The organism is Paenibacillus sp. MT124 (assembly GCF_058792755.1).
Genome location: NZ_CM179500.1, coordinates 1,948,274 through 1,973,497 on the forward strand (window position 1 = coordinate 1,948,274; position 25,224 = coordinate 1,973,497).

21 protein-coding genes are annotated in these 25,224 nt (G+C 47.3%); 15 read left to right on the forward strand and 6 right to left on the reverse strand.

The window, feature by feature from the left end; all coding sequences use genetic code 11:
• Nucleotides 1-102: 102 nt before the first annotated feature.
• Nucleotides 103-966 carry a DUF2161 domain-containing phosphodiesterase gene (locus AC3RCI_RS09155; protein WP_492529854.1) on the reverse strand — a complete coding sequence of 288 codons (864 nt, stop codon included), beginning with the start codon at nt 964-966 and terminating at the stop codon, nt 103-105.
• Between the two features lie 359 nt (nt 967-1,325).
• Between AC3RCI_RS09155 and AC3RCI_RS09160 the strand changes: the two genes are divergently transcribed.
• From AC3RCI_RS09160 to AC3RCI_RS09175, 4 genes are all read left to right on the forward strand, one after another.
• Nucleotides 1,326-3,221, forward strand: a complete 1,896-nt coding sequence (locus AC3RCI_RS09160; RefSeq protein WP_492528695.1) for a PrkA family serine protein kinase — start codon at nt 1,326-1,328, stop codon at nt 3,219-3,221.
• A 245-nt stretch (nt 3,222-3,466) separates the two neighbouring features.
• On the forward strand, nt 3,467-4,471 hold the full coding sequence (locus AC3RCI_RS09165; protein ID WP_336779385.1) for a protoglobin domain-containing protein: 1,005 nt from the start codon (nt 3,467-3,469) through the stop codon (nt 4,469-4,471).
• A gap of 130 nt (nt 4,472-4,601) precedes the next feature.
• Nucleotides 4,602-5,606 carry a LacI family DNA-binding transcriptional regulator gene (locus AC3RCI_RS09170; protein ID WP_492473625.1) on the forward strand — a complete coding sequence of 335 codons (1,005 nt, stop codon included), beginning with the start codon at nt 4,602-4,604 and terminating at the stop codon, nt 5,604-5,606.
• Between the two features lie 356 nt (nt 5,607-5,962).
• Nucleotides 5,963-8,443, forward strand: coding sequence for an EAL domain-containing protein (locus AC3RCI_RS09175; RefSeq protein WP_492528697.1), 2,481 nt, complete (start codon nt 5,963-5,965; stop codon nt 8,441-8,443).
• 90 nt (nt 8,444-8,533) lie between these two features.
• Here AC3RCI_RS09175 and AC3RCI_RS09180 read toward each other — a convergent pair whose 3' ends face one another.
• A complete protein-coding gene (locus tag AC3RCI_RS09180; protein WP_492473622.1) occupies nt 8,534-9,970 on the reverse strand; it encodes a SpoVR family protein in 1,437 nt (478 codons plus the stop codon).
• Nucleotides 9,967-11,133, reverse strand: coding sequence for a sporulation protein YhbH (yhbH, locus tag AC3RCI_RS09185; protein WP_095288248.1), 1,167 nt, complete (start codon nt 11,131-11,133; stop codon nt 9,967-9,969). Before yhbH ends, AC3RCI_RS09180 begins: the two co-directional genes overlap by 4 nt.
• Nucleotides 11,134-11,393: 260 nt before the next feature.
• Here yhbH and AC3RCI_RS09190 point away from each other — a divergent pair, with 260 nt between their 5' ends.
• The 9 genes from AC3RCI_RS09190 to AC3RCI_RS09230 all read left to right on the forward strand — a co-directional run bounded on the left by AC3RCI_RS09190 (nt 11,394) and on the right by AC3RCI_RS09230 (nt 21,380).
• The gene (locus AC3RCI_RS09190; RefSeq protein WP_336779388.1) at nt 11,394-12,725 is read left to right on the forward strand and encodes an MFS transporter; all 1,332 of its coding nucleotides are present in this window, start codon (nt 11,394-11,396) and stop codon (nt 12,723-12,725) included.
• A 378-nt stretch (nt 12,726-13,103) separates the two neighbouring features.
• On the forward strand, nt 13,104-14,375 hold the full coding sequence (locus AC3RCI_RS09195; RefSeq protein WP_492473621.1) for a sulfotransferase family protein: 1,272 nt from the start codon (nt 13,104-13,106) through the stop codon (nt 14,373-14,375).
• Nucleotides 14,372-16,309 (forward strand): asparagine synthase-related protein, encoded by a 1,938-nt coding sequence (locus tag AC3RCI_RS09200; protein WP_492528699.1) that lies wholly within the window; start codon nt 14,372-14,374, stop codon nt 16,307-16,309. Before AC3RCI_RS09195 ends, AC3RCI_RS09200 begins: the two co-directional genes overlap by 4 nt.
• 55 nt (nt 16,310-16,364) lie before the next feature.
• Nucleotides 16,365-16,496, forward strand: coding sequence for a paeninodin family lasso peptide (locus AC3RCI_RS09205; protein WP_110821067.1), 132 nt, complete (start codon nt 16,365-16,367; stop codon nt 16,494-16,496).
• Between the two features lie 134 nt (nt 16,497-16,630).
• Nucleotides 16,631-17,575 (forward strand): HPr kinase/phosphorylase, encoded by a 945-nt coding sequence (locus tag AC3RCI_RS09210; RefSeq protein ID WP_095288244.1) that lies wholly within the window; start codon nt 16,631-16,633, stop codon nt 17,573-17,575.
• Nucleotides 17,572-17,871, forward strand: a complete 300-nt coding sequence (locus AC3RCI_RS09215) for a lasso peptide biosynthesis PqqD family chaperone (protein WP_430195050.1) — start codon at nt 17,572-17,574, stop codon at nt 17,869-17,871. The genes AC3RCI_RS09210 and AC3RCI_RS09215 overlap by 4 nt, the downstream gene beginning before the upstream one ends.
• A gap of 4 nt (nt 17,872-17,875) precedes the next feature.
• Nucleotides 17,876-18,358, forward strand: a complete 483-nt coding sequence (locus tag AC3RCI_RS09220) for a lasso peptide biosynthesis B2 protein (protein WP_095288242.1) — start codon at nt 17,876-17,878, stop codon at nt 18,356-18,358.
• The gene (locus tag AC3RCI_RS09225; protein ID WP_492528701.1) at nt 18,348-19,538 is read left to right on the forward strand and encodes a nucleotidyltransferase domain-containing protein; all 1,191 of its coding nucleotides are present in this window, start codon (nt 18,348-18,350) and stop codon (nt 19,536-19,538) included. The genes AC3RCI_RS09220 and AC3RCI_RS09225 overlap by 11 nt, the downstream gene beginning before the upstream one ends.
• 3 nt (nt 19,539-19,541) lie before the next feature.
• Nucleotides 19,542-21,380 (forward strand): ABC transporter ATP-binding protein, encoded by a 1,839-nt coding sequence (locus AC3RCI_RS09230; RefSeq protein ID WP_492528703.1) that lies wholly within the window; start codon nt 19,542-19,544, stop codon nt 21,378-21,380.
• A gap of 102 nt (nt 21,381-21,482) precedes the next feature.
• Here AC3RCI_RS09230 and cysC read toward each other — a convergent pair whose 3' ends face one another.
• The gene (cysC, locus tag AC3RCI_RS09235) at nt 21,483-22,118 is read right to left on the reverse strand and encodes an adenylyl-sulfate kinase (RefSeq protein ID WP_492528705.1); all 636 of its coding nucleotides are present in this window, start codon (nt 22,116-22,118) and stop codon (nt 21,483-21,485) included.
• 147 nt (nt 22,119-22,265) lie between these two features.
• Here cysC and AC3RCI_RS09240 point away from each other — a divergent pair, with 147 nt between their 5' ends.
• Both AC3RCI_RS09240 and pdaA read left to right on the forward strand, forming a co-directional pair.
• Complete coding sequence (locus tag AC3RCI_RS09240; RefSeq protein ID WP_153977743.1) at nt 22,266-22,664, forward strand: hypothetical protein; 399 nt, start codon at nt 22,266-22,268, stop codon at nt 22,662-22,664.
• Nucleotides 22,665-22,784: 120 nt separating this feature from the next.
• Nucleotides 22,785-23,567 carry a delta-lactam-biosynthetic de-N-acetylase gene (pdaA, locus tag AC3RCI_RS09245; RefSeq protein ID WP_419719968.1) on the forward strand — a complete coding sequence of 261 codons (783 nt, stop codon included), beginning with the start codon at nt 22,785-22,787 and terminating at the stop codon, nt 23,565-23,567.
• Between the two features lie 103 nt (nt 23,568-23,670).
• Here pdaA and AC3RCI_RS09250 read toward each other — a convergent pair whose 3' ends face one another.
• Nucleotides 23,671-24,519 (reverse strand): DegV family protein, encoded by an 849-nt coding sequence (locus AC3RCI_RS09250; protein WP_336779398.1) that lies wholly within the window; start codon nt 24,517-24,519, stop codon nt 23,671-23,673.
• 53 nt (nt 24,520-24,572) lie between these two features.
• A complete protein-coding gene (locus AC3RCI_RS09255) occupies nt 24,573-25,007 on the reverse strand; it encodes a hypothetical protein (protein ID WP_336779399.1) in 435 nt (144 codons plus the stop codon).
• Nucleotides 25,008-25,224: the final 217 nt, after the last annotated feature.

A 25,224-nucleotide genomic window follows, 5' to 3' on the forward strand; every position in this document is an offset into this window, starting at 1 on the left:
ATATAGAATCATTTAGCAAGAGCCTGTCATCTCCTCGGAGATGACAGGCTCTTTTGTATGCATCATGATTGCTGAAACATTTATCTTGATTTAATTAACTGTTTATTTATTTTTGGACGATTGGCCAGAAGCTTCGTTTTGGAGTACCCGATACTGCTCCGTTGCCTCCGCAATTTCTCCTAGCTCTTCCACAATAAAATCCTCGGAGGAGTTCAGACTCCCTGGCACCATTAGATCATGCTCCAACGTATCATGGTCTTCCAGCATATGAGAATGCTCGGTTAGGGCTTGTGCCCCTTTGATCGTAAGTACGTATTTACCACGTGACAATCGTTCGAACCACCCATAGTAATTTTTCTGCAAAATGGCTGCAGCCGATCCGATGCCGGTTTGTCTTGCGAGTAGGGCAGGAGAAGCTTCACCTTGGCTTCGCAGGGCAGAGGCAACACGCAGCGCCTTCTCCCGGTATGCGGTTACCAGCTGCCTGCGGGTACTGCCGCCCGTGTTGTAGTCTCCGCTGCGTTCTTCAAATTCCCTCAGCAGCCGTTGACGCCTTACCCCACCTTTACGGGAAGGAATCCGGTGTGTACCGTTCAATGCCGCAGGCTCACACAGCACATCAATGAATGGTGACTTGGTCTTATAGAACGTCACCGTAATCAAGCCAAGCCCGAGCTGGTGGCACAGTGCTGTGAGTTCGCTCCAGCGCTGGTTAACAGCCCCGCGTTTGCTCCGATTGCGCTCTACAGCCAGATAAACGAATGGACTAAGCTTTAGCCTCTGCATCCCCTGAAGCAACAGCGAGAGATTGAAGGTTTTTTTCATCTCCACAATAAGGGGCTCGTCTTGATCAGATCTGACTCCGACGAGGTCGCAATGTCTGACTTCAGCCTTGATCAGGAATCCCTGCTTTTCAAAAAAGGCTTTCAGTGGCGAATATAACTCGGTCTCGTATTGTACTGCCATCATTCCTCCTCCTTTCCCAAGAAGTCGTCCATGGCGGGACGTTGTCCGGTTCCCTGAATTTAGAACCTTAATTATATCATAACCGTGCTTTTTTTTCTGAGGGCACAAGATGTCTGATAGAACAGGGAAAAGCTGAAATTCTGAATCGTGAATTGAAAAAAAAGAGGTCAACTTATCCGATTTGCCGCATAGGTATGTAATACACTTTTCACAACAATACAAGACGTTTGGACAGAGGGTGGCGGGACTAATCCGGACCGCAGATTGGTATTCAAGCAGGAGCTGCAATTCTATTGATTTCTTCATACCATTCGGAATGGTTGACAATCACACTAAAGGAGCCATGGGAGGTACCAAGCATGAATATTTTTGAACGCGTTGCGGAATATCGGGCAGAGAGTGACCGTTTGTCTTGGAATGGAACATTTAAAGATTATATTGCTCTGCTGAGAGAGGACCCGACTCCGGCAATGACGGCTCACGCACGAGTGTATCAGATGATTGAATCATTTGGCGTGGAAGAAGTCGGGGGGCATAAGCGGTATAAGTTTTTTGAACAGGAGATTTTTGGACTGGATCGCTCCATTGAGAAGCTGGTCGAGGAATATTTCCATTCGGCAGCACGCCGTCTGGATGTACGGAAACGGATTTTGCTCCTTATGGGTCCGGTAAGTGGAGGGAAGTCGACGCTCGTCACTTTGCTGAAGCGCGGTCTTGAACAGTTCTCGCGGACGGAAAAAGGTGCCGTTTACGCCATCGAGGGATGCCCGATGCATGAGGAACCCCTGCACTTAATCCCTCTGGAGCTTCGTCCCGAAGTGGAAAAAGAGATTGGTGTCCGTATTGAGGGCAACCTGTGCCCATCCTGCCAGATGAGACTTCGTACCGAATATGGAGGGGATATCAGCCGGGTCAAGGTAGAACGGGTTATCATCTCCGAGGACAACCGAATAGGAATCGGAACATTCAGTCCTTCCGATCCGAAGTCCCAGGATATCGCAGATCTCACGGGCAGCATCGACTTCTCGACCATTACCGAGTTTGGTTCCGAATCCGACCCGCGTGCGTATCGTTTTGACGGGGAATTAAACAAGGCGAATCGTGGATTGATGGAGTTCCAGGAGATGCTGAAATGTGATGAAAAATTTCTGTGGAACCTCTTATCGCTAACGCAAGAGGGTAATTTCAAAGCAGGCCGGTTTGCCTTAATCAGTGCTGATGAGATGATCGTTGCTCATACCAATGAGTCTGAGTACAAATCGTTTATTTCGAATAAAAAGAATGAAGCCCTGCAATCCCGGATGATTGTGATGCCTATTCCATATAATCTGAAGGTCTCCGAAGAAGAGAAGATTTATGGAAAGCTCATTCAGCAAAGTGACATGAAACATGTTCATATTGCGCCGCATGCACTGCGGACCGCAGCCATTTTCTCCATACTTACCCGCCTGAAGGAAACGAAAAAACAAGGCATGGATCTCGTCAAAAAGATGCGGATGTATGATGGTGAGGAAGTTGAGGGTTACAAGGAAGCCGATCTGCGTGAAATGCAAAATGAATATCTAGATGAAGGCATGTCCGGCATCGATCCACGTTATGTCATCAACCGGATATCCAGTGCTTTGATTAAGCAAAACCTTCAGTGCATTAACGCGCTGGATATTTTACGGGCAATCAAGGACGGTCTGGATCAGCATGCTTCCATTACCAAAGAAGAACGCGAGCGTTACTTGAACTTTATTGCCCTGGCGCGTAAAGAATATGATGAACTGGCCAAAAAGGAAGTGCAAAAAGCATTTGTGTATTCGTTTGAAGAGTCTGCCAAAACGCTGTTCGAAAATTACCTCGATAACATCGAGGCCTTCTGCAACTGGTCCAAAATCCGTGATCCGTTAACTGATGAGGAGATGGATCCGGATGAGCGTTTAATGCGTTCGATTGAGGAGCAGATCGGCATATCCGAAAATGCGAAAAAAGCATTCCGGGAAGAGATTCTGATCCGAATTTCAGCATACTCCCGCAAAGAGCGCAAGTTTGAATACAGCAGCCACGACCGACTGCGGGAAGCGATTGAGAAGAAGCTGTTCGCAGACCTGAAAGACATCGTCAAGATTACAACTTCAACCAAAACACCAGATGCTACACAATTGAAACGGATGAACGAGGTTATCAAACGCCTAATCGAAGAACATGGATATACGGCAGCCAGCGCAAATGAACTGCTGCGTTATGTGGGCAGTTTGCTGAATCGCTAACAGGTTCAAAACCATTCCGGATCAGGCTCCTGATGCCTGCTGTGAGGCTCCTTCACGGCAGGTGAAGGAGTCTTTTTGCATGAACAGTCGATGAAATTCGCGGAAAAACTGACACAAGAAGTCAAATTCATGACAAATTAGTTCTAATGGTATATGTAAACTTAGGCCATTTAGTCTATAATCGGTACAGTAATTTTACAAATTGGTGTTTTTTAGTAGTTATTAAGGAGTTGAAGGAACTAGTTATGAGTATTACTGCAGCAAGACAAAAGCAACTCGATTATATTGGACTCACCAGAGTGGATCTGCAATTGCTTGCCGACCACAGGCCGGTATTCCAAAAGGTTGTACATGACGTGGTGGATCACTTCTATAATCATGTCGGAGGGTATCCTGAACTCGCAGAGATGATTACACGGTTTTCTTCCATTGAACGATTGAAAGAAACGCAGCAAATGTACTGGCTGTCCATGACGGACGGCATAGTGGACGAGGCTTATATTGAACAGCGTATTGCGATTGGATTGGTACATTCACGCATTGGATTATCTGAAGATTATTACCTGGGGACATATATGGTTTATCTCGATATTGCAACAAGCATATTTCAGCAAGTCATCCCTGATTCCTGGCATCGTGTGATTCAGGCGCTGAGCAAAATGTTTAATCTCGACGCCCAGCTGGTCCTTGAAGCTTATGAGAAGAAGGAAAAGGAAAAGCTGCACCAGCTTGCTGCAGAACAGGAGCATACTCTGACGGCTGTTACGCAGATTACCCAGCAACTGACGGGAATGATCTGTGAATTGAACGAGAATGCCCAGGCTATTTCGGACGTCGCGAGAGAAACCGCTGCCTCGCAGGATCAAGCCCATGAATTGCTGGAGGCATTAACAGATGAGATCCATCAGATTGGCAAGATGGGAGAACTCATTCGTGAAATTTCGGAGCAAAGTCATCTGGTTGGCCTGAATGCCGCCATCGAAGCTGCACATGCAGGCGAATTCGGGCGGGGGTTCGAGGTTGTTGCAAGTGAAGTCCGGAAGCTTGCCGCAAGTTCCCGTGAGGCCCAGGGAAAAATTCAGACGAATCTCGAACAGATTATGAGGAAGCTTGGAAGTGTACAACAAGAGTCGCAGCACACATCTCAAGGAGCGAGACGCCAAGCTTCACGTTCGGAGGAACTTGCGGTATTCGCAACCACGATGGAGAAACTCGCACTGGATCTGAGAAAACTGGACAGGCAAATATAGGCTGTTAGCACTCCAGGATCCTGCGATACCGTTTCTGGCTGTTTTAAGCTATAATGGGTAGACAAACCTGCCGAATGTCATAGTAAATGCAGCCGGAGACAGGGGATTTGAAAGAGGTTGAGGTGATCAGGTGGCTTCTATCCATGATGTGGCCAAAGAAGCGGGCGTATCTGTTGCAACCGTTTCCAAAGTGCTGAACGATTATCCCGATGTAAGTGACAAAACTCGCAAAAAAGTCAATATAGCCATTGAACTATTGAAATATCAACCGAATGTGGTGGCACGCGGACTTGTAAAACGCCGTTCATGGACGGTAGGGGTGCTGCTCACAGTTCCTTTTACCAATCCGTTTGTTTCGGAATTGCTGGAAGGGATTAAGACAGCACTGGAGAATAGCGGTTATGATCTTGTGCGTTTGTCCACACGGTTCGACGATCCGGGATACTCGTTTATCAAACATTGCCGCAGCCGGAATGTGGATGGCGTTGTTGTGTTCGGAGAAGGAAGAGACAACAAAAGTATTGAGGAATTGGTTCAAGCTGAGATTCCGACCATGTTTATTGATACAGACTTGTTTGGCAAACGGGCCGGATATATTACTACGGATAATTCCAATGCGATTGCAATGAGTGTTAAGCATCTGCATGAGTTGGGTCATCGCAAGATTGCCTATATCTCGGGTACACTCGGCCCTGCCGTAGCCAATCTTCGGTTGGAAGGCTACCGTGAAGGATTGCGCGAGTGCGGTATTCCGTATTCAACCGTGTATCTGGAGGTATGTGACTACTCCTTTGAAGAGGGAAGCAAGGCTGCACGGCGATTGCTGGCATTGAAAGATCAACCAACAGGAATCGTCTGCGCTTCAGACATGGCCGCGTTCGGCGCAATTCATGAGATTGAGAAACACGGTCTAAGCGTGCCTGAAGACATTTCAGTCGTTGGCTTCGACAATACGTATTACGCTCAGGTATTTAAGCCGGGGTTAACCACGATTAATCAAAACATCTATTCGATCGGCATCAAGTCGATTGAGTATCTGATTGCGATGATTGAAAACCCGGATTATTCTCCGCCGGTTGTTACGGAGCCGTCCAATCTGGTTGTCCGGCAGACCACTGCACCTGTCAAAGGGTAACGGTCCGCGAAGTAAGCACAGCTGCTGGCTGTGCTTATTGGGTATGTAGAACGAATGCAGAATACATAGATGCCGTAAGGAATCTTCATGTCAAAATCGCTTCATTTTTTGAAGTTTAACAACGTATATTCATGTTCCTTAATACTGGAAATAAGTGTTGATTTTCGCCACTAGGACGTTTAGACTATATACATCACTATTAACGGGTTTCTAATGTATGGCTGCCGTGCTGTGGAAGCTGGTGGTCACGAGTCAAAATGAAACGAAGGGAGTGCCTGTCACCCGGACAGTGCACTCCCTTCTTTTTTACATTATGCCTACATACAAGATACTTCCCGGTTGAAAGGAAAGACAGAGTGGAACACCTACATGGAACGTATAACTTGGAACTGGTTGTCTTATCTTACATTATTGCTGCTCTAGCATCATATGCTGCACTTGACCTTGCCGGCCGGGTAAGCTTGGCGAAAGGAATATCCAGAAGGGTATGGCTTGCCAGCGGTGCTATGTCCATGGGGCTTGGCATCTGGTCCATGCATTTTGTGGGCATGCTGGCTTTTGTTCTTCCGATGCATGTTTCTTATTCCATGGACAAAGTTGTCCTGTCCGTCCTGCTCGCAGTCGCTGCTTCAGGGATTGCGTTACACATTGCAGGCCGGAAATCGGGCAATGTGCGCCAGATTGTTGCTGCCGGTCTCCTCATGACTGCGGGTATCACTAGTATGCACTATGTGGGTATGGCTGCCATGTCCGTTCCAATCAGTTACGAGGCAGACATGGTATTTGCTTCAGTACTAATCGCAGCAGGTGCCTCCTTTGCAGCACTATGGCTTATGTTTTATTTGAGCCAGCACCGGACACGGTTCACATGGGTTTACAAATTGGGCAGTGGGCTCATTATGGGGCTGGGCATCACAGGTATGCATTATACAGGGATGTCTGCTGCGCAGTTTCATCAGCATTCGCATGCCCAGATGGTCAATTCCATGATGCAGATTGAACCGGGGCTATTAGCATACCTGGTTGCTGCTGGTACGTTCCTTACCCTTGGACTGACGCTCTTTGGCATTTATATCAATCAACGAATGTCCATAAAAGATCAGCGGATTCGTGAAAATGAGCAGTGGTATCAAGCACTGTATGAGAACCATTCAGACGCCATTATATCGGTAAACAATGAGGGAAGGGTTAAGGGCATAAATGCAGCGGTAACGCGAATTACAGGATATCCGGAGCGGCTGGTGATTAATCGCTCCCTGGGTGAAATATCGAAGCATATTGATATCCACTGGAGTTCAAACGAGCTTCAAAGCCCTGTCTTGACGAATGCAAGCTTTGAACAACGTTATTATACGGCGAGTATGAAAGGATTCCATGGGCAGCATCTGGATTTAAGCATTAGCGTAGTGCCTGTTTTGATTGAAGGAACCGATGTCGGCAGCCATATTCTGATCAAGGATATTACCGAGGAGAAACAGGCGCAGGAGATGATACGCCATCAGGCCACGCATGATCCACTAACCGGGCTGCCGAACAGACGTAAACTGGATGAGGTGCTTGCTGAAACGATAGCATCGTCCATGATATCCCATAGTTCGTTTGCCGTGATGGTAATGGATATCGACCGTTTCAAAATGATCAATGATTCGCTGGGCCATTCCATCGGGGATGTTTTTCTTAGGGAAGTCAGTGACAGGATCCTTAAGACGATCCGTGCATCCGATCCAAACGGTATGGATAACGTGATGCTTGCCCGAATGGGTGGTGACGAATTCACACTGGTCGTCATGAATGAACAGGGGAAAGAGGAGCATGTGGCCAGCCTGGCGGAACAAATTGTTGAAGCTATCCAATTGCCGTACCGGTTAAAAGAGAATGATTTTTACGTTACAGCCAGTATCGGTATTGCCATGTACCCGGAGCATGGAACGGAAGTGGATACCCTGTTGAAGCATGCGGACACCGCCATGTATGAAGTCAAGAAAAATGGCAAGAACGGATTTCAGTTTTATACCACACAGCTGGATTCCGAGTTGTATGAACGCATTGAGCTGGAGGGTTATCTGCGCAAAGCACTCGAACGCAATGAACTGCTCCTGTATTACCAGCCACAGATTCGCACGTCTGATAGCCGGATGATCGGTGTGGAGGCCCTGATTCGCTGGAAGCATCCCCACAAGGGAATATTGGCACCCAATGTGTTTATTCCTATTGCTGAGGAAACGGGGATCATCTATGACATTGGGAACTGGACACTGCGGGAAGCTTGCAGGCAGATGAAACAATGGCATGCTAGCGGCGGTCCGTTAATTCCGGTATCGGTAAACCTGTCCAGTCAGCAATTTCATCAGTCCAATCTCGTGGAGCAGGTGAAGCTTGCTCTGGAGGAAACAGGGCTGGACGCCCGCTACCTGGAACTTGAAATTACGGAAAGCATGATGATGGATGCATCAGTTTCAACAGGCATACTGAATCAGCTTACTTCCCTCGGAGTCAAAATTAGCCTGGATGATTTCGGTACAGGGTACAGCTCGCTGAGTTACCTGAAGCATTTTCCGATTCATAAGCTGAAGATCGACCGTTCGTTTGTTACAGACATCACTGAGAATCAGAGTGACCAGGCGATTGTGGCGACGATTATCACCATGGCGCAGAATCTGAAAATGGACGTGATTGCTGAAGGCATTGAGACCAAAGGACAACTGGATATCCTGATGCAGAACGACTGCCGGGAAATTCAGGGATACTACTTCAGCCGTCCACTGCCAGCAAGTGAAGTGGAACATGATTTCTTTGTTCCGCTCCGCCTGTCGGGAAATCCCATCATTCCTGGATAAACAAGTTTGTTCAGACATGCCAAGCGGCAAGCCCCCGTCATCTGCCAGGGACTTGCCGCTTTTTTGGTACGCTTTTTATATAGAAGAAACTCACATAAATTTCCGGTGATGCTTCTTGCCGTCATAGGTAAACCAGATGGGTTTATCCTCAACCCGGGTTTCCAGATGAACCGTTCGCCCCCAGAGCCGGTACAGATAAGGGAGGGTGCGCTCCATATACTTCAGGTCCAGCTCAATACCTTCATACTGGTGCTTCAGCACAAGTTCACCTGTCCGCAGGTAATCGGCATCCTGAACAACCAGATACGGAGATCCTCCGTTAATACGGGAGAATACAAGTTGATCACGTATGTTTTCCCAGGACTTGTCGGTGATTTTCCAGTCCGGGCCTTTTTTCTCGAATACATAGAGATCCAGATCTTCAGTCAGCTGCTTCGTCATGTAATTTCGGATGAAGGAGGTGTCGGAATCGAATTCGCGAACCTCGAACATTTTGGCACGGCCCTGACCCGTTTTGCGGCCAAAGCGCTCTTGTTCTTCCCTGGAGGGATGATCCCAGCGGCGTTCAATATCTTCAAAAATTTTCAGCCCCAAATAGTAGGGATTCAGACTCTGCTTGGATGGCTGCACGACGGAAGAGTTCAATTTGGCAAATTCGATTGTGTCTTCACTACTCAGGTCCAGCTCGCGTATAATGCGTTGATGCCAGTAAGAGGCCCAGCCTTCATTCATGATCTTGGTTTCCATCTGAGGCCAGAAGTACAGCATCTCTTCACGCATCATGCTCATGATATCCCGCTGCCAATCCGTCAGTACTTCCGAGAACTCCTGAATAAACCACATGATGTCCTTTTCCGGTTCGGGCGGGAAATGATGAACCTGAATTCCTTCGGATGGAGCTTCCTCTTTCTGTATATCGTCAAGCGACCATAAGTCGTCATATCGTCCTTCTGGACGTGGTGCCTTTTCACCACGCTGCTCCCGCATTTTCATCTCCATATAACGTTGTTTGTCCAAATGACGGGGTTTGATAAGTTGAGGGTCTACATGTTCCTGAATGGCGATCACGGCATCAATGAATGACTCAACAGCTTCGGTTCCGTACTCCATTTCGTAGTTGCTGATCCGGTCCGCCGTGGCGGCCATGCTTTCGACCATATTGCGGTTCGATTTGGAGAAACGGGCATTGTTTTTGAAGAAGTCACAGTGCGCAAGCACGTGGGCCACGATCAATTTGTTCTGAATCAGGGAATTGCCATCCAGCAGGAAGGCATAGCAAGGGTTGGAGTTAATGACGAGTTCATAAATTTTACTGAGGCCAAAATCATACTGCATCTTCATCTTGTGAAAGGTTTTCCCAAAGCTCCAGTGACTGAACCTTGTTGGCATCCCGTAGGCTCCGAAGGTATAGATGATGTCTGACGGGCAGATCTCATAACGCATCGGATAATAATCCAGGCCGAATCCATCGGCAATCTCCATAATCTCGGCAATGGCGTATTCAAGGTCGCGGATTTCATCTGTCATCTTACGCTGCCTCCTTCCCGTTTCTGGAAAAAGCTGCGCAAAGCTTTGTACACTTCGCCTTTTTCTTTGATCACATAGTACATAAACTGATCCATCTTAATATGTCGGTAAGCTGACATTAATGTACTGCTGCGGTTATATTGATTGACCTCTCCGTATCCAAACATGTTGCTGCGCTTCATTAGCTCACCAATCAGTTTCACGCAGCGTTCATTATCCGAGGTGAGGTTATCCCCATCTGAGAAATGAAACGGATAGATATTGTAGCTGGAAGGAGGGTAACGCCGATCAATGATATCAAGAGCCTTCATATATACAGAGGAGCAGATCGTTCCTCCGCTCTCGCCGCGTGTGAAAAATTCCTCTTCCGTCACTTCTTTGGCTTCCGTATGATGAGCCAGGAACACAATTTCAACCTTCTCGTATTGACGGCGCAGAAAACGGGTCATCCAGAAGAAAAAGCTGCGAGCGCAGTACTTTTCAAAAGAACCCATGGACCCGGAAGTATCCATCATGGCGATAATGACGGCGTTGGACTGCGGAATAATTTTGTCTTCCCATGTCTTGTAACGCAGATCATCCGGACTGATATGATGAATACCGGGATTCCCGGTTGTGGCGTTGCGCCGGAGATTTTCAAGAATGGTTCGTTTCTTGTCAATGTTGGACTGCATACCTTTTTTGCGGATATCATTGAATACCACGGTATGTGTTTCAATCTGATCCTTGTCTTTTTGCTTCAGATCCGGAAGCTCAAGTTCAGAGAACAGCATATCTTCCAGTTCTTCAATACTGACTTCGGCTTCTACGATATCATGACCAGGCTGATCTCCGGCTTTTTCGCCTTTGCCCGGTTTTTGTGAGGCAGGATCACGACCAATGACATCTCCGACCTGACTGTCACCGTCGCCTTGACCGACATGTTTTTGCTTTTGGTAGTTATACACAAAACGGTACTCATCCAGACTGCGGATCGGTACCTTGATGATTTGTTGTCCATCGGACATGATAATGTTTTCTTCCGTAATCAGATCAGGCAGATTTTGCTTAATGACATCCTTAACCTTTTGCTGATGGCGCTGCTGGTCCTGGTACCCTTTGCGGTGAAGCGACCAATCTTCCCGGGATACGACGAACGAGTAAGGCTGGTGTGAATTTGACATGTAGGCACCCCCCATTAATTACGCGGCACAGTTTGGCCTGTCGGTAATTAAGTATATTCACCGACGGGGACGATATGTGATGCGAGAGGAGATAAAATGATACAATTTACGCAAGTGCAATTTCGATCACGGCTCAAAATGCCTGATGCAGCTCGAACTTTTTACAGAAACGATGAACCAGTATGACAAACTTCCTTTAAAATAGGGACAGGCATTGAATTGGCATTCTCTCAGGAATGCATGAAAAGGAAGGATTCTACTTGAATAAACGGGCCGTTAAAGCTTGGATTATGTACGACTGGGCCAATTCTGCATACGCGACCACAGTACTGGCCGCTGTTCTTCCGGTCTTCTACGCTTCGGTAGCTGCGGCAACACTGGATGAAGGCACAGCAGCATCTTATCTGGCCTATACGCACTCGATCGGGATGTTATGTGTGGCCTTGCTAACCCCGCTGCTGGGAGCGTTGTCGGATCTGTCTGGCCGTAAAGGGGATTTTCTGCGCGTATTTGCTATCACAGGAATGATCGCAACACTGGGCTTCAGCACGGTTGGGGAAGGGGACTGGCTGCTGGCTTCAGCCTTGCTTGTCATCTCGACCATTGGATTTGCCGGCAGTAATACCTTCTATGATGCGATGCTGCCGGATCTCGTGCCTGCGGACCGCAGGGATATGATCTCATCCAAAGGGTATGCATATGGTTACATTGGCGGTGGATTACTGCTGGCAGTCAACATGCTCATGATCCAGCAGCCTGGTTGGTTCGGGATGGGAAGTACACTGGCAGGTACCAGACTTGCCTTTATCTCCGTAGCGCTCTGGTGGCTGTTATTCTCCATCCCGCTGTTCCGTCATGCTCCCCGTCGTCCTGCGGTACCGGATATGCCTGAATCGTGGAAGGGATACGCTGAGGTAGGCATACGCAGATTGCGCCAAACCTTTCGCCAGATGCTTCGTTTTCCCCAGCTGATCCGAATGCTGGTGGCTTTTTGGTTTTTTAATGACGGCATCAATACGATCATTCTAATGGCGACAATCTATGGGACAAGTATTGGCATCGGGACAGCCGATCTGATGCTTGCGTTGCTGCTCACCCAATTTATCGGTTTCCCATGCACCTTGCTGCTTGGCGCATGGGCACAGCGCTGGGGAGCGAAGCAGATATTGATGTTGAGTCTGTCCATCTACGTGTGTATTGTCATCCTCGGATATTTCATGACAGAAGCCATCCATTTCTACTTGCTTGCCGGGCTCGTTGGTGTAGTGCAAGGTGTCAGTCAATCGACTGCCCGTTCATTGTTTAGCAACCTGATGCCTTCAGGCAGAACAGGGGAATATTTTGGCTTTGTTAACATCACCGGCAAATTTTCATCCATTTTCGGCCCGTTTGTTTTTGGCTGGGTGGGCCAGATTACGGGTTCAAGCAGGTGGGGCATTCTTTCCCTGCTCTTTTTCTTCCTTGCAGGTATGGCCGTTCTAATGACAGTAAAAGTGAAGCAAGGCATGAACGACGCACTTGAGGCGGATCGGGAAGACAGCCGTATTTTGGAATCCATTGCCCCTTCTCCTAGAGTGAACGCTAAGGCATAGTGGATCAATAAAACACAACCTTTTTTTTGAAAAGAAATAATAAAAAAATAGCTGCTCCGGAACTGTTTATCAGAAACAGTTCCGGAGTTTTTTCATGTTTGTGCACAGTCATATTTCGTAGGTACAGTGGAATAAGTATGGAGTGCTGAGTTGCCGGGGGAGGGGAAAGAGTGAACGGAAAAGGAAATTATGAAAAAGTGAAAATAAAAGATTGACATGATACATTTTGTATCATAGAGTAAAACTATGAATACACAACGTATCTGAAAGATGTCGAAACATCATAGAATTGGATTTGTACATCTTCTGTTTTTTCAGAAAAAAGGATGAGAATTCGATGACCAACTGCATGCTCATTATATTCGGACAGAGGAGGGGATGCCGGTGGTAGATGTTCAAGGTAACGGACTTGTCTTATTACTCTGTGTCCCTCGTAGTGGAAGCTCACTATCCACCGTCATGCTGCAGAACCACAGCCGCATATTTGCAACCCAGGAAATGTGGTTTCTGATGAATCTGGTGGATCTGTCGAAAGCGGATGCTCGTCCTTACGGAGGAAGCCCCATTATTCGTCAATTTTATAGTTCCATGGTCTCAGATGATGTATATGAAAAGGCATGCAGGAGCTTTGCTCTTGAAATATATAACGGATTTCTGCAGGGGAATGCAGCAGATTTCGTTGTCGATAAATCTCCGCGTTATTACTATATGCTCGAATGGCTGGATCGACTTTTTCCAGAGTCCAAGCGTATCCACCTTCAGCGTAATCCACTCTCCATCGCTGCTTCCTATAAGAAAGTTAATCGTAACCAAGGAGAAGGGTTTGATCTGGTCAGCAGTCTAAAAAGCCCACATCTGAATATGAAAGCCGTTGATCTTACGCTCGGCTTGCTTCGCTTAAATGATTATTTTGCAGTAAAGCATGCCAATGCACATGAGCTTCGTTATGAACAGCTGGTCTCCAAGCCTAAAGAAGAAGTCGAAAAGTTGTGTGAGTTTCTCGGCGTTGGATATGAAGAGGGCATGGAGCAATATGGCCTTCATGTAAACAGTTCGAAATCCAACATGTTCTACAGTATGGGGGTCGGAGACCCGTTCTTGTCCACGCATCAAGAAGCACACAAAAATTCTGTTAACAACTGGAAAAGTATACTAAGCACAACTGAAGTCGAAGCATATTGCCGTGTTCTGGGGGCGGACGTGTTCCATCGTATGGGTTACTCTGAACAGCTGCAAGAGGCGGAACAATGGACAGGAGTCCGTTATGAAGCAGCCCCGGATCAGGAAGTCATTGAACGACTTGGCCATCAGTTTATGGAAGCAACGGGCTGCAGATGGCAACCGCATTACAGCATACAGGGATCCCCATCCATAAGTACGACGAGAGATGAAATGCTCGGAGCAGCCCACCGTTCGGAGTCCGATACAGATCCAACCTTAGCTGCGCTTGCCACAATCAGACAATTGGAAGCAGCACTTCGTGCAGCAGATAACCGCTTGGAGCGAGGATACAGTGAACAGGAACGATTGAAGAGGCAGCTGGCTTCTGCTCATAGCAAGCTTCAGCGAATTAAATCCTGGATTCCATTTGGTAACCAAATCAGTGCGTGGGCATCCCAGCGCAAGATCCTTCGGGGAGGAAAGTCATGAGTGCCATAGCGGGAATTGTTCATACCGATGGTCAGGAAGCGTTTTGGGAAGATAGCTGGCGCCTGTACGCGAGCCTGGGACATATTCCTGCAGATACAACCGGCGTTTGGAAAGGGAATCAGGCATTCCTGAGTTGTCATGCTCAGTGGATCACACCCGAGTCAGTCCATGAGAAGCTGCCTTTGGTTGATGAGGTCAGTGGTCTCACGATAACCGCGGATGCTATTTTGGATAACCGGGAGCAGCTCGCTGATCAGTTATTCATCTCCAGAAGCCAGTTGTCCGTCCTCTCGGACAGTGAACTGATCTTGCGAGCCTATCAGCAATGGGGTGAACAGGCAGCCAGCAAGCTGATCGGGGACTTTGCTTTTGCAATCTGGGACGACCGCAAGCGGACATTGTTTGCAGCGAGGGATATCACCGGCATGAGGACGTTGTATTATCGGCATGACGGCAAACGTTTCTCATTTTGCACACTTATTGGCCCTTTGCTTGATCTGGAAGGAGTCACCAAGGATTTGAATGAGACCTGGTTATCCGAATTTCTGGCCATCCCGGAAATGCATGGCTCGGCAGATATTCACATGACGGCTTATTGTGGAGTGAACCAGTTACCGCCTGCTCATACCCTGGTCTTCCGAGCAGCCACTCTCCAAGTGGAACTGAAGCAGTATCATCGCTGGGACGAAGTAGAGCCGCTGCTTCTCAAATCCGATGGGGAATACGTTGAAGCATTCCGTGATGTATTCACTCAGGCAGTCAGTGCCCGCTTACGAACCCATCGGCAGGTAGCGGCTGCATTGAGCGGTGGACTGGATTCCGGTGCTGTTGTCGGCTTTGCTTCCGGCTCCCTGCGCAGTCAGGGTAAGAGGCTGAATGCGTACAGTTACGTGCCAGTGTCTGATTTTACGGATTATACTTCCAAAACGCTGCTCGCTGATGAACGACCTTTCATTCGCTCCACAGTGGATCATATCGGAAATATATCGGAGAACTATCTTGATTTCGAGGGCAGAAGTCCTTTTAGTGAGATCGATACCTGGCTGGACATGATGGAAATGCCTTATAAGTATTTCGAAAATTCATTCTGGATCCGAGGATTTTACGAAAAGGCAAGCCAGCAGGATGCAGGTGTTCTCCTTACAGGAGCCAGGGGGAATTTCACTATTTCCTGGGGGCCTGCACTGGACTATTACGCCAGTCTGATGAAACGTGGCCGCTGGATCCGCATGCTGCAGGAGATGAGGCAATATTCCCAGCGAACAGGCATGAAATTTTCCAGAATTGCTCGTATTACCGCACAAAAAGCCTACCCGGAACATTTCCATACGGCCGCGAAAGGGGCTGCCAATGTCGCTGCCAACCAGCTTATACATCCGGAATTTGCGAGCAGAACCGGGGTGCTGGAGCGACTCGGATCACTGGTTATGCTTCAGGGAGGAGCTAGGGCAGATGCGTTGAAAGTAAGAGCCGAGAAATTCAACAATCTGGCCATAGCAAACAAGAATGGAGCAGTAGCTACCAAATGTTCCTTGCGTTACCGGGCATGGGAGCGTGATCCCACCAGTGATGCCCGCGTCATTCAATTTTGCCTGTCTGTGCCTATCGAACAGTATGTCAGCAAGGGAACAGATCGCTCCCTGATCCGGCGTGCAACTTCACCTGAATTGCCTGATAAGGTAAGGCTTAATCAACGTGTTCGCGGCATACAGCCCGCGGATTGGCTGCACCGGATGATCCCTGATTGGGGTGCTTTTACCGCAGAAGTGCAGACACTTTGTTCTGATAGTCGTGTAGCCGGCATATTAAACACCGACCGGATACAATTGGCGCTTAAAAACATTCCACAGCCACGGCCTGAACTTGCTTCACACCCGGATATGCGTTTGATGATGCACAGCCTGATCGTCTACCGCTTTATCCGCAAATTTTAAACGTTAGATCTACATACTGGGCAGCATTGTAGACTCTTGAAAGGAGGTGACAACAATGGAAAAGAAAGAATGGCAAGCACCTGCACTGGAAGTGTTGGAAGTAAACCAAACTATGGCTGGAACTGGATTCAGACAAATCGACTGGATCTCCGATCACGATGCTGATCTCTACGATCCAACTTCCTAAGTTATTAAGTTTTACGAAGAGCTATCATACTTAAAGGGCGGAAAGACAACATCTTTTCGCCTCCGCCCTTATATTTGATTCCTATGAATATAAGGGCTTTTTTACATTCAGCATTGCTAAGGAGGAGTCTTTCATTGTTGCCTGTGCAGTATGAAGCATATGGATTGCGTTGGCTAAGCCAATTTCAAATGCCAGAACTCCAGATCGTGCAGAACAGTAGTCAGGATGCTGGTGATATTGACGTACATATCCAGTCTGCCGATTTAACCGCGCTTTGGGAAGCGTGGAATGTGGGGAATGAAAATTTCGTATCTCGTGACGGCAGCCTTTTTTTTCGAATTGAAGATGCAGGCATCTTCCTGATTGAGCAAGGACGCAGAATTATCGTTAACCCTAAGCAGAACGCTGATGAAAAAAAAGTCCGCTTGTTTATTCTAGGTACTTGCATGGCCGTCATCATGATGCAGCGGGGCATCCTGCCACTACACGGAAGTGCTGTGGTTATTGATGGCTGGGCTTATGCATTTGTGGGGCATTCAGGTGCTGGGAAATCCACTTTATCAGCGGCTTTGGCTTCACGCGGGTATCCGCTTCTGACCGATGACGTCGTTGCACTAACCTGGGATGCCGGAGGAAGAGCTATCGTATCTCCAGGGTATCCGCAGCAGAAGCTGTGGCAGCCCAGCCTGGATGGGTTCGGCATGAAAGAAGAGAATTATGCCACCGTGCATGCCGAGATAACGAAGTATGCGATACCGGTTAAACATTATTTTCATGAGAGAGCTGTCCCGCTTGCCGGCATTTTCGAGCTGAATCCCAAACCGGATGACGTAAGGAAGCCGATTCAATTGACGCAGGTTCACGGATTGGAAAGGCTTCATCTGCTGTGTACGCATACCTTCCGAAGTACTCTTGTCGCAAGACAAGGCCTTGCACAGTGGCTGTTCGAGACCGTTTCGAGATTATCAGCGAGCATAGAAATTTGTAGATTGACGAGGTCAGGTTCTGATTTTACTGCATTTGAGATGGTTGAACGGATCACAGATCATGTACGCAAAGGGGTGCACACAGAACAATGAAAAGTACAAAACAATTCGATTGGAAAGATCGTGTGAAGCAGAAGGAAGGCAATCTTGTCAGTGATATGGGCGGAGAAAAGGTCATGATGAGTATCCAAAGTGGAAAATACTACAATCTGGGCAGTACCGGCGGTCGTATCTGGGAACTGCTGTCTCAGGAACGTACAATCACTGACTTGGTTGATATTCTGGCATCTGAATATGAGATTGATGCAGATACATGTCATGCGCAAGTCATTCCGTTTCTTGAGCACATGTCCCGTGAGGGATTAATCGACGTTGTTCACGAGGATTAAGACGATGCTGCGCAAAATCAAAGCTTATCGTTCATTGCCCCGTGAAGTCAGGCTTATGGTATGGGAGGCTTACATTCATTTGGGGTGGGCACGAATCCTCAAAGCAAGACCTTTTGCGAAAATCGCTCCTGGGCTCGGCACAGCACAATATGAAACCTCGATGAACGGATTGAATCGGAATCAGATTATAGCGATAAGACATGTTTCCAAGGCCATTTTGCTGGCGAGCAAGTACACATTATGGGAAAGCCGCTGTCTAGTCATGGCGATCGCTGCAATGAAGATGCTGGAACGCCGCAAAATAGAGAGTACGCTGTACATGGGAACTGCGCGCAATAAGCAAGGACAAATGATGGCTCATGCCTGGCTGCGAAGTGGGAAAATTATCGTAACCGGAGCAGATACTATGGACCAATATACGGTTGTCGGTGTGTTTGGCAAGCGTTGTCCGGAGAAGGGAACTGGAGAAATTGTCTATGAATCCTGAATTTGATGACTATACAAAAGGGTTTCCACAGGAGCTCAAGCTCATTTTGACAATCATGAAAGATGAGCTGCACGGACTTGCTCCGGAAGCAGTCAAAGCTATAACCGAAGGTACAGACTGGAAGCTCTTTTTACGACTTGTCTACCATCACAGATTGTACTCGGTCCTATATATGAAACTCAAAACATTAGAATCTCCCTTCATTCCTGCGTCTGTTGTAGAGAGTTTAAGGCAGGAGTATACGGCGAATACGTTTCGCATGCTGCATCTGACCGCGGAGATGGAACAGGTCTGCAGAGCTTTTAACGAACAGGGAATTCGGAGTATTACGTTAAAAGGACCAGCGCTCGCCCACGATCTCTACGGAGATGTATCCTTAAGAACATCCAAGGATTTGGACATTCTCATTCCTTTTGATGATGTGGAGTCTGCCGAACAGATTCTGGAAACACTCGGTTATGTATCCAAGGAAGGCAAACGGCGCCCAACCGTGCAGAGCTGGAAGTGGCGGGAGCATCATATCTGTTACAAGCATCCTCTTAAGAAAACGCAAGTGGAAATTCACTGGCGGCTTAATCCGGATTCCGGAAAAGAAACGGATTTTGAGCTGCTGTGGCAGCGTAGTCGGTTCAGCACGTACACGCAAACCCCGATCCGCATGCTGGAAAGAGAAGACTTGTGGGCATATCTGGTAACTCACGGCGCCCGTCATGGCTGGTTCAGGCTGCGCTGGCTCCTGGATATCGATCAGATGATTCGCAGCATGCCTGTAGATGTAAACCTGTTAACCAGACGCCTGAAAGCTGAAGGGCGGCTCGTTATTGGTGCCCAAGCGCTTCGCCTTGTATCCGTGCTGATGAACACACCACTGGGTACTGATTATCGCAGCTTAATGTCCTCTCAAGAACGGGCAGGAGAACGGCTCGCTAAGCATGGTGTTTTATTTATGAATGATATGCTGGACACGCCCGCGAATTTACGTAGTTACCGCTCCTATCTGTTTGCACTGAGAAGTACCAGACAGAAGTTGTTTTTCTTCATTGAACGATTATATCCAAGTACCTGGGATGTGGAACAAATGCCGCTTCCGCGCTCTTTGCACTTTCTGTATTTTCCGTTACGTCCTTTCCTCTGGTTCTGGCGGCGAATGAAAAGGAACGCGATGACGGAAAGGGGTTAACGAATGATTTCAGAACTTCGATTTTATATGCGCAAGCTTCGTGATGTAACTGGACCCGTTCTCTATTGGAACTTACTAGGCATGATCTGCATTAGTTTAATGGAGGGAATTGGCATTTATATGCTAGTCCCGATGTTAAGTTTGATCGGTATTTTTGACATGGGTACAACTGGTTTACAGTTATCCTGGCTGTCCGAGTGGTTAGGTCGTCTTTCCGACAACAGTCAATTAGTATTGATATTGAGCATTTTCGTGGTTATCCTCTCCGGACAGGCCTGGCTCCAACGCATGCAGACGATTCGAAATACCCGAATTCAACAGCAGTTTATAAGAACTTTGCGACAGGAAACGTACCGGGCCATTATTATGGCCAAATGGTCTTTTTTTCTCCAAAAACGAAAATCCGATTTTAACCATATATTAACGACAGAACTTGCACGAGTCAGTCAAGGCACGAATCTGATCCTGCAAATGGCGGCGTCCTTGATTTTTACAGCTATTCAGATTGGGCTCGCTTTTTGGCTATCTGCGAAGTTAACTGCGATTGTAATCGTCTTTGGACTTCTGTTGTTCTTCGTGCTCAAGAAGTTCGTGCAGCGGGCCAAGCAGATTGGTGATCAGACATCCGAGCTATCCCAGCACTATTACAATGGTATTACAGAGCATTTTAACGGTATCAAGGATATTAAGAGCAACATGCTTGAGGAGTCGCATATCGGATGGTTTGAAAAAATATGCAAACGCATCGAGCGAAATGTCATTCAATTCAGCCAGTTGAACAGTGGAACACAGCTCATTCACCGCGTATCCTCGGCTGTTATTATTGCCGCCTTCATCTACCTGTCACTGCGTGTTCTTGCTGTACCTCCGGCAAGTTTACTGCTGATCATTCTCATTTTCTCCCGGCTGTGGCCCAGGTTTACATCCATTCAGTCCAATCTGGAGTATATTAGCTCAATGCTGCCCGCCTTTCAGCTCGTCAGAAAGCTGCAGGCTGAAACCAATTTAAGTCGTGAAATTAGTAGTTCTACCACAGGTGCAGGAGCTTCGAACCGGACTACCGAAAAAGACATTCATCCGATTCAGCCGCTTGAACTGATGCGATCCATCGAATGTATAAATGTCAATTACCGCTATGAGGGCAGTTCATCTTATTCGCTCGAACATGTTACTGCATCCATTCCTGCGAAAGGGATGACAGCCATTGTGGGTAAATCAGGTGCAGGAAAGAGTACCTTGATTGATCTTATTATGGGGCTTGTCCGTCCAGAAAGTGGGCAAATCCTCATCGATGGTGTTCCACTGTCTGAAGAGCAGTTATTGGCGTGGAGAAGTTCAATTGGATATGTGTCCCAGGATCCATTTCTGTTCCATACAAGCATTCGTGAGAACCTGCGACTGGTTGACCCTGACGCGAGCGAGGAACAGATGTGGCAAGCATTGCAGTTTTCCTCCTCAGCAGCATTTGTCCGCAAACTTCCTCACGGATTGGATACGATGATTGGAGATCGTGGGATTCGTTTATCCGGAGGGGAACGCCAGCGTCTGGTACTGGCAAGAGCGATGCTGCGTAATCCGTCTGTACTCATTTTGGATGAAGCCACAAGTGCGCTGGATAGTGAGAATGAGCAGCACATCCATGAGGCGCTTGAACGACTCAAAGGACATGTTACCATTATTGTAATAGCCCATCGGTTGTCCACGATTCGCACTGCGGATCGGGTGATTGTACTGGAGGAAGGCCGAGTAATCCAGCAGGGAGGGTACCAACAATTATCCACTGACCCGGTAGGAACCTTCAGCAAGTTGTTGAATATGCAGGCCGGTGTTGTAGGGCATTAACAGATGGATAAATCATACTCACCACATTCAAAAAAGGCACAGGATCGTCACTGTGCCTTTTTTCTATAATGGGTCCATAACCTGAATCCATACGTATTCGGATTAAATCTGACTGGTAGTAGGAGCGAGGGGAAGCTGAAGTGCACCTGTCAATTCCAGGTACTGCACAATCTTTTGAACGGCTTCGTCCAAAGGCAGTTGTTCCGTATCAATAATCAGTGAGGGATCCTCTGGAACATCATAAGGTGCCGAGATTCCGGTAAAATGGGGAATATCCCCGCTGCGTGCTTTTTTGTACAACCCTTTCGGATCGCGCCTTTCACATTCTTCGATGGAACACTGCACATAAATTTCAATAAAATCTTCAGGCTCAAATAATTGTCTGACCATTTCCCGATCCTGTGCATGAGGAGAAATAAAGGCTGAAAGAACGAGTAACCCGGCATCCACCATCAACCTGGCTACTTCACCAATGCGGCGTAAATTTTCTTGTCGATCTTTCGATGTAAAACCAAGATCGCGATTGAGTCCATGACGCACATTGTCTCCATCTAGTACATAACAACGAACGCCTCGGCCATGCAGATGCTGTTCCAAGGCAAATGCAAGTGAGGATTTACCAGCACCGGATAATCCGGTAAACCACAACGCACGGCTGCGATGGCCGTTATGTAGTTCACGTGCATGCCTGCTTAAACTCGATTGCTGCCAAGTAATATTGCGCTCTTCCTTCGACATGGAAATCCGCCTCTCCACTCATGATATGTAATATATTTTAACATATTTACAAGAATATAGCACGATCTTTAATGATCTGAGGTTTAGCGTGAACTTCACCATTTTCGGGTATAGAAGTAGTACACCCATAGCAGGAGGAAGAGCACTATGAACGAAAAAATACAGAACATACAGGTTAGCTTTCAATGTGCGGACTGTGAGCATGACATCCATGTGAGTTTTGCTTCACAACAGGTAACGACCGTACGATGCTCGGGGTGTAATAGGGCTTACACCTTAATGAAACCAACGATTGGTGAAGAAATATTGCTCGATTGGGAGCAAGAGGCGCTGTACCATAAGATGCGTGCTGATCGTTCAGAGATGGATTATGACAGCATGTCGGCACTTATTATTAAGGTGATCGAACTGCTGACCTGGCGTGACCGTGGTGACGGGCAAACGAAGGCGATCGAAACGGTCAGGGAATGGTTGTCCTCCAGCGGCAAGCCGCAAACATTAATTGAATTGCTGCATCAACCCGAGCAAAGCAACAAACGATTCTAATGCGGTCATGGCAAGTGTCATGGAAGAGGTACATACATTCGCCGTTCCGGTGGTATATTACCTGAAGGGGCTCGTGATAGGAAGCGACAACCCATTATTCAGGAACAGGAGCGGTTGAATATGAAGCGACTGGTTTTATATATGCTGTTGACTGCCGTAACGGCGTTCAGCATTTTTCCGATGCACACTGAAGCATCGCCCGTTACAGGAGCATATCACTTTGGCTTCAAGAGAAGCCAAAACGGGCAGCTGCCCTCTATTGACCAGGAAGGTTTTAAGTCGATCCTGGAAAACAATGAAGCGATCTTTTTGGGGGATACCAAACAAAAAGAATTGTATCTCACGTTTGATAACGGATATGAGAATGGGTTTACACCTGCCATTCTGGATGTGCTGCGTGATAAGAAAGTTCCTGCCGCATTTTTCGTCACTGGTCATTATTTGAAGGATCAGCCGGAACTGGTAAAGCGCATGGCAGCTGAGGGACATATTGTTGGCAACCATTCCTGGAGCCATCCGGATATGACTCGGGTATCCAACGAAAAGCTGAAAACAGAGCTTGAACAGGTGAAAGCGGAAGTGAATCGCTTAACCGGCCAGCAAGCCACTTTTTTGCGTCCGCCTCGTGGTATTTTCAATAACCGTACGCTTGCGGAGAGCCATGCTCAGGGCTACATCAATGTATTTTGGTCACTGGCTTACAAGGACTGGGATGTCAATGTACAGCGCGGAGCTGACTATGCACGTCAACAGGTGCTCAAACAATTACATCCTGGCGCTGTTATTCTCCTGCATTCAGTCTCCAAAGATAACACAGAGGCACTGGGCTCGATCATAGATGAAGCACGGAAACAAGGATATGCGTTCAAGAGCTTGAATGACTTGAAAACAAAAAGTTATTAGTATAGGAGCAATGTAAAAGGGCATCCTTGGCTGTGTGCAGCCAGGATGCCCTTTATGCGCTTGGTTATCGTCGTTTAACCAACGTTCAACGTGTATTGCTTTTTTACAAAACCGTGTTATAGATGATACCTATTGTTTTGGGTCCGCAATGGCTGCAGATTACACATCCTGCTGTAGTTAATTCAACCCGTCCACCCGTTTGTTCCTGCAGGGATTTCTGCAGCTCAAGTGCATCCTCTTCAGCCATGGTATGTACAACAATGATTAGGTCTGTATCAATCTGATGCTTTTCGCTGAGTGTATTTTGCAGCATTTGATCCAGCGCCTTTTCCCTTTTTCCACGAACCTTGTAGGCTGGTGACATCTTGCCATCTGTTACGCGAATGACGGGGCGAATCTTGAGCAGGCTTCCGATCAGGTTTTGCATGCCTGAACAGCGTCCACCCTTGTGCAGATATTCCAAAGTATCAATCACAAATTCGGTCCGTACATTGGGCTTCATTGATTCAACCAAATGAGTGATTTCTTTCAGGCTCTGACCTTTCTGCGCAGCATGCACTGCCTTCATGACAAGCAGTCCAATGCCGGAGGAAAGATTAAGTGAGTCCACAACAGAGATGCGGCCTTCGGGAAACTCTGAACTTGCCAGCAGTGCGTTTTGATAAGTGGATGATAGCTCAGAAGACAAACTGATATACAGGATGTCGTCCCCTTGTTCTATGTATGGTTGAAAAGCCTTCATGAAATCAGCAGGAGATGGAGCAGCCGTTTTGGGCAGTCGTCCGTCTTTGCTTACGCGCTCATACAGCAGTTCAGGGGTGATCTCAACACCATCCTTCAGGGATTCATCACCGAATACAACGTACAACGGAATAATCCCAATATCGTGAGTTTTAATCCAGTCTGGATTCAGATCACTCGTGCTATCTGCAAAAATTTTGATTCTTGACATGTCGATCTCCTTTAGATACGAGAATTTGACTAAATGGTTGTGGTCTGGTTGTTTTACGTCATATAAATGCCTGCCAGAATGAGTCCTGCAAATGTAAGGATCATGATACCGTTAAGGATTGTACCGATAATGGGAAATACCTTTTTACGATTTCTAAGCACAAGGCCGATGACTCCGAGAATAAGACCGGCCAGATTTAGAACAAGGCAAACCAGGATAAACAGGGATGCCATTAATACAGCTGGATGCAAAGCAATTTCCTCAACCTGCACAGGTTGTGTTATCGTCCCAAGAGCACTGCTGAGTGCAATGGTGGCGAGGAAGAAGGTCAAAATAAAACCCAAGAGTGCTACCAGTCCAATGACAAAACTTGCGATACCGGGACCTGAATGTTTCGTTCTGATCAGTACGGGATCTGTTGGATCTGCAGGATTGGTCGCAAACGGATCATTGCTGCCGGCTTGTTCATACGTATTTTGTTGTTCCATGAATATCATATCCCTCCCTACTCGTTATTGATTGTTATTAACCTCATTTAAGCATGGTGATTCTCCTGATGGTTACAGGAGTACAGATCCTTTTACTTTTCCACAACTACCGATAAAAATCAAGTTTTCTCTTTCCTTTATGCCCCATCAGACCAACCTTTCGATCCACATCTCAACGCCATATGTATGGAAGCTCATAATATCCCACTGAACTGGT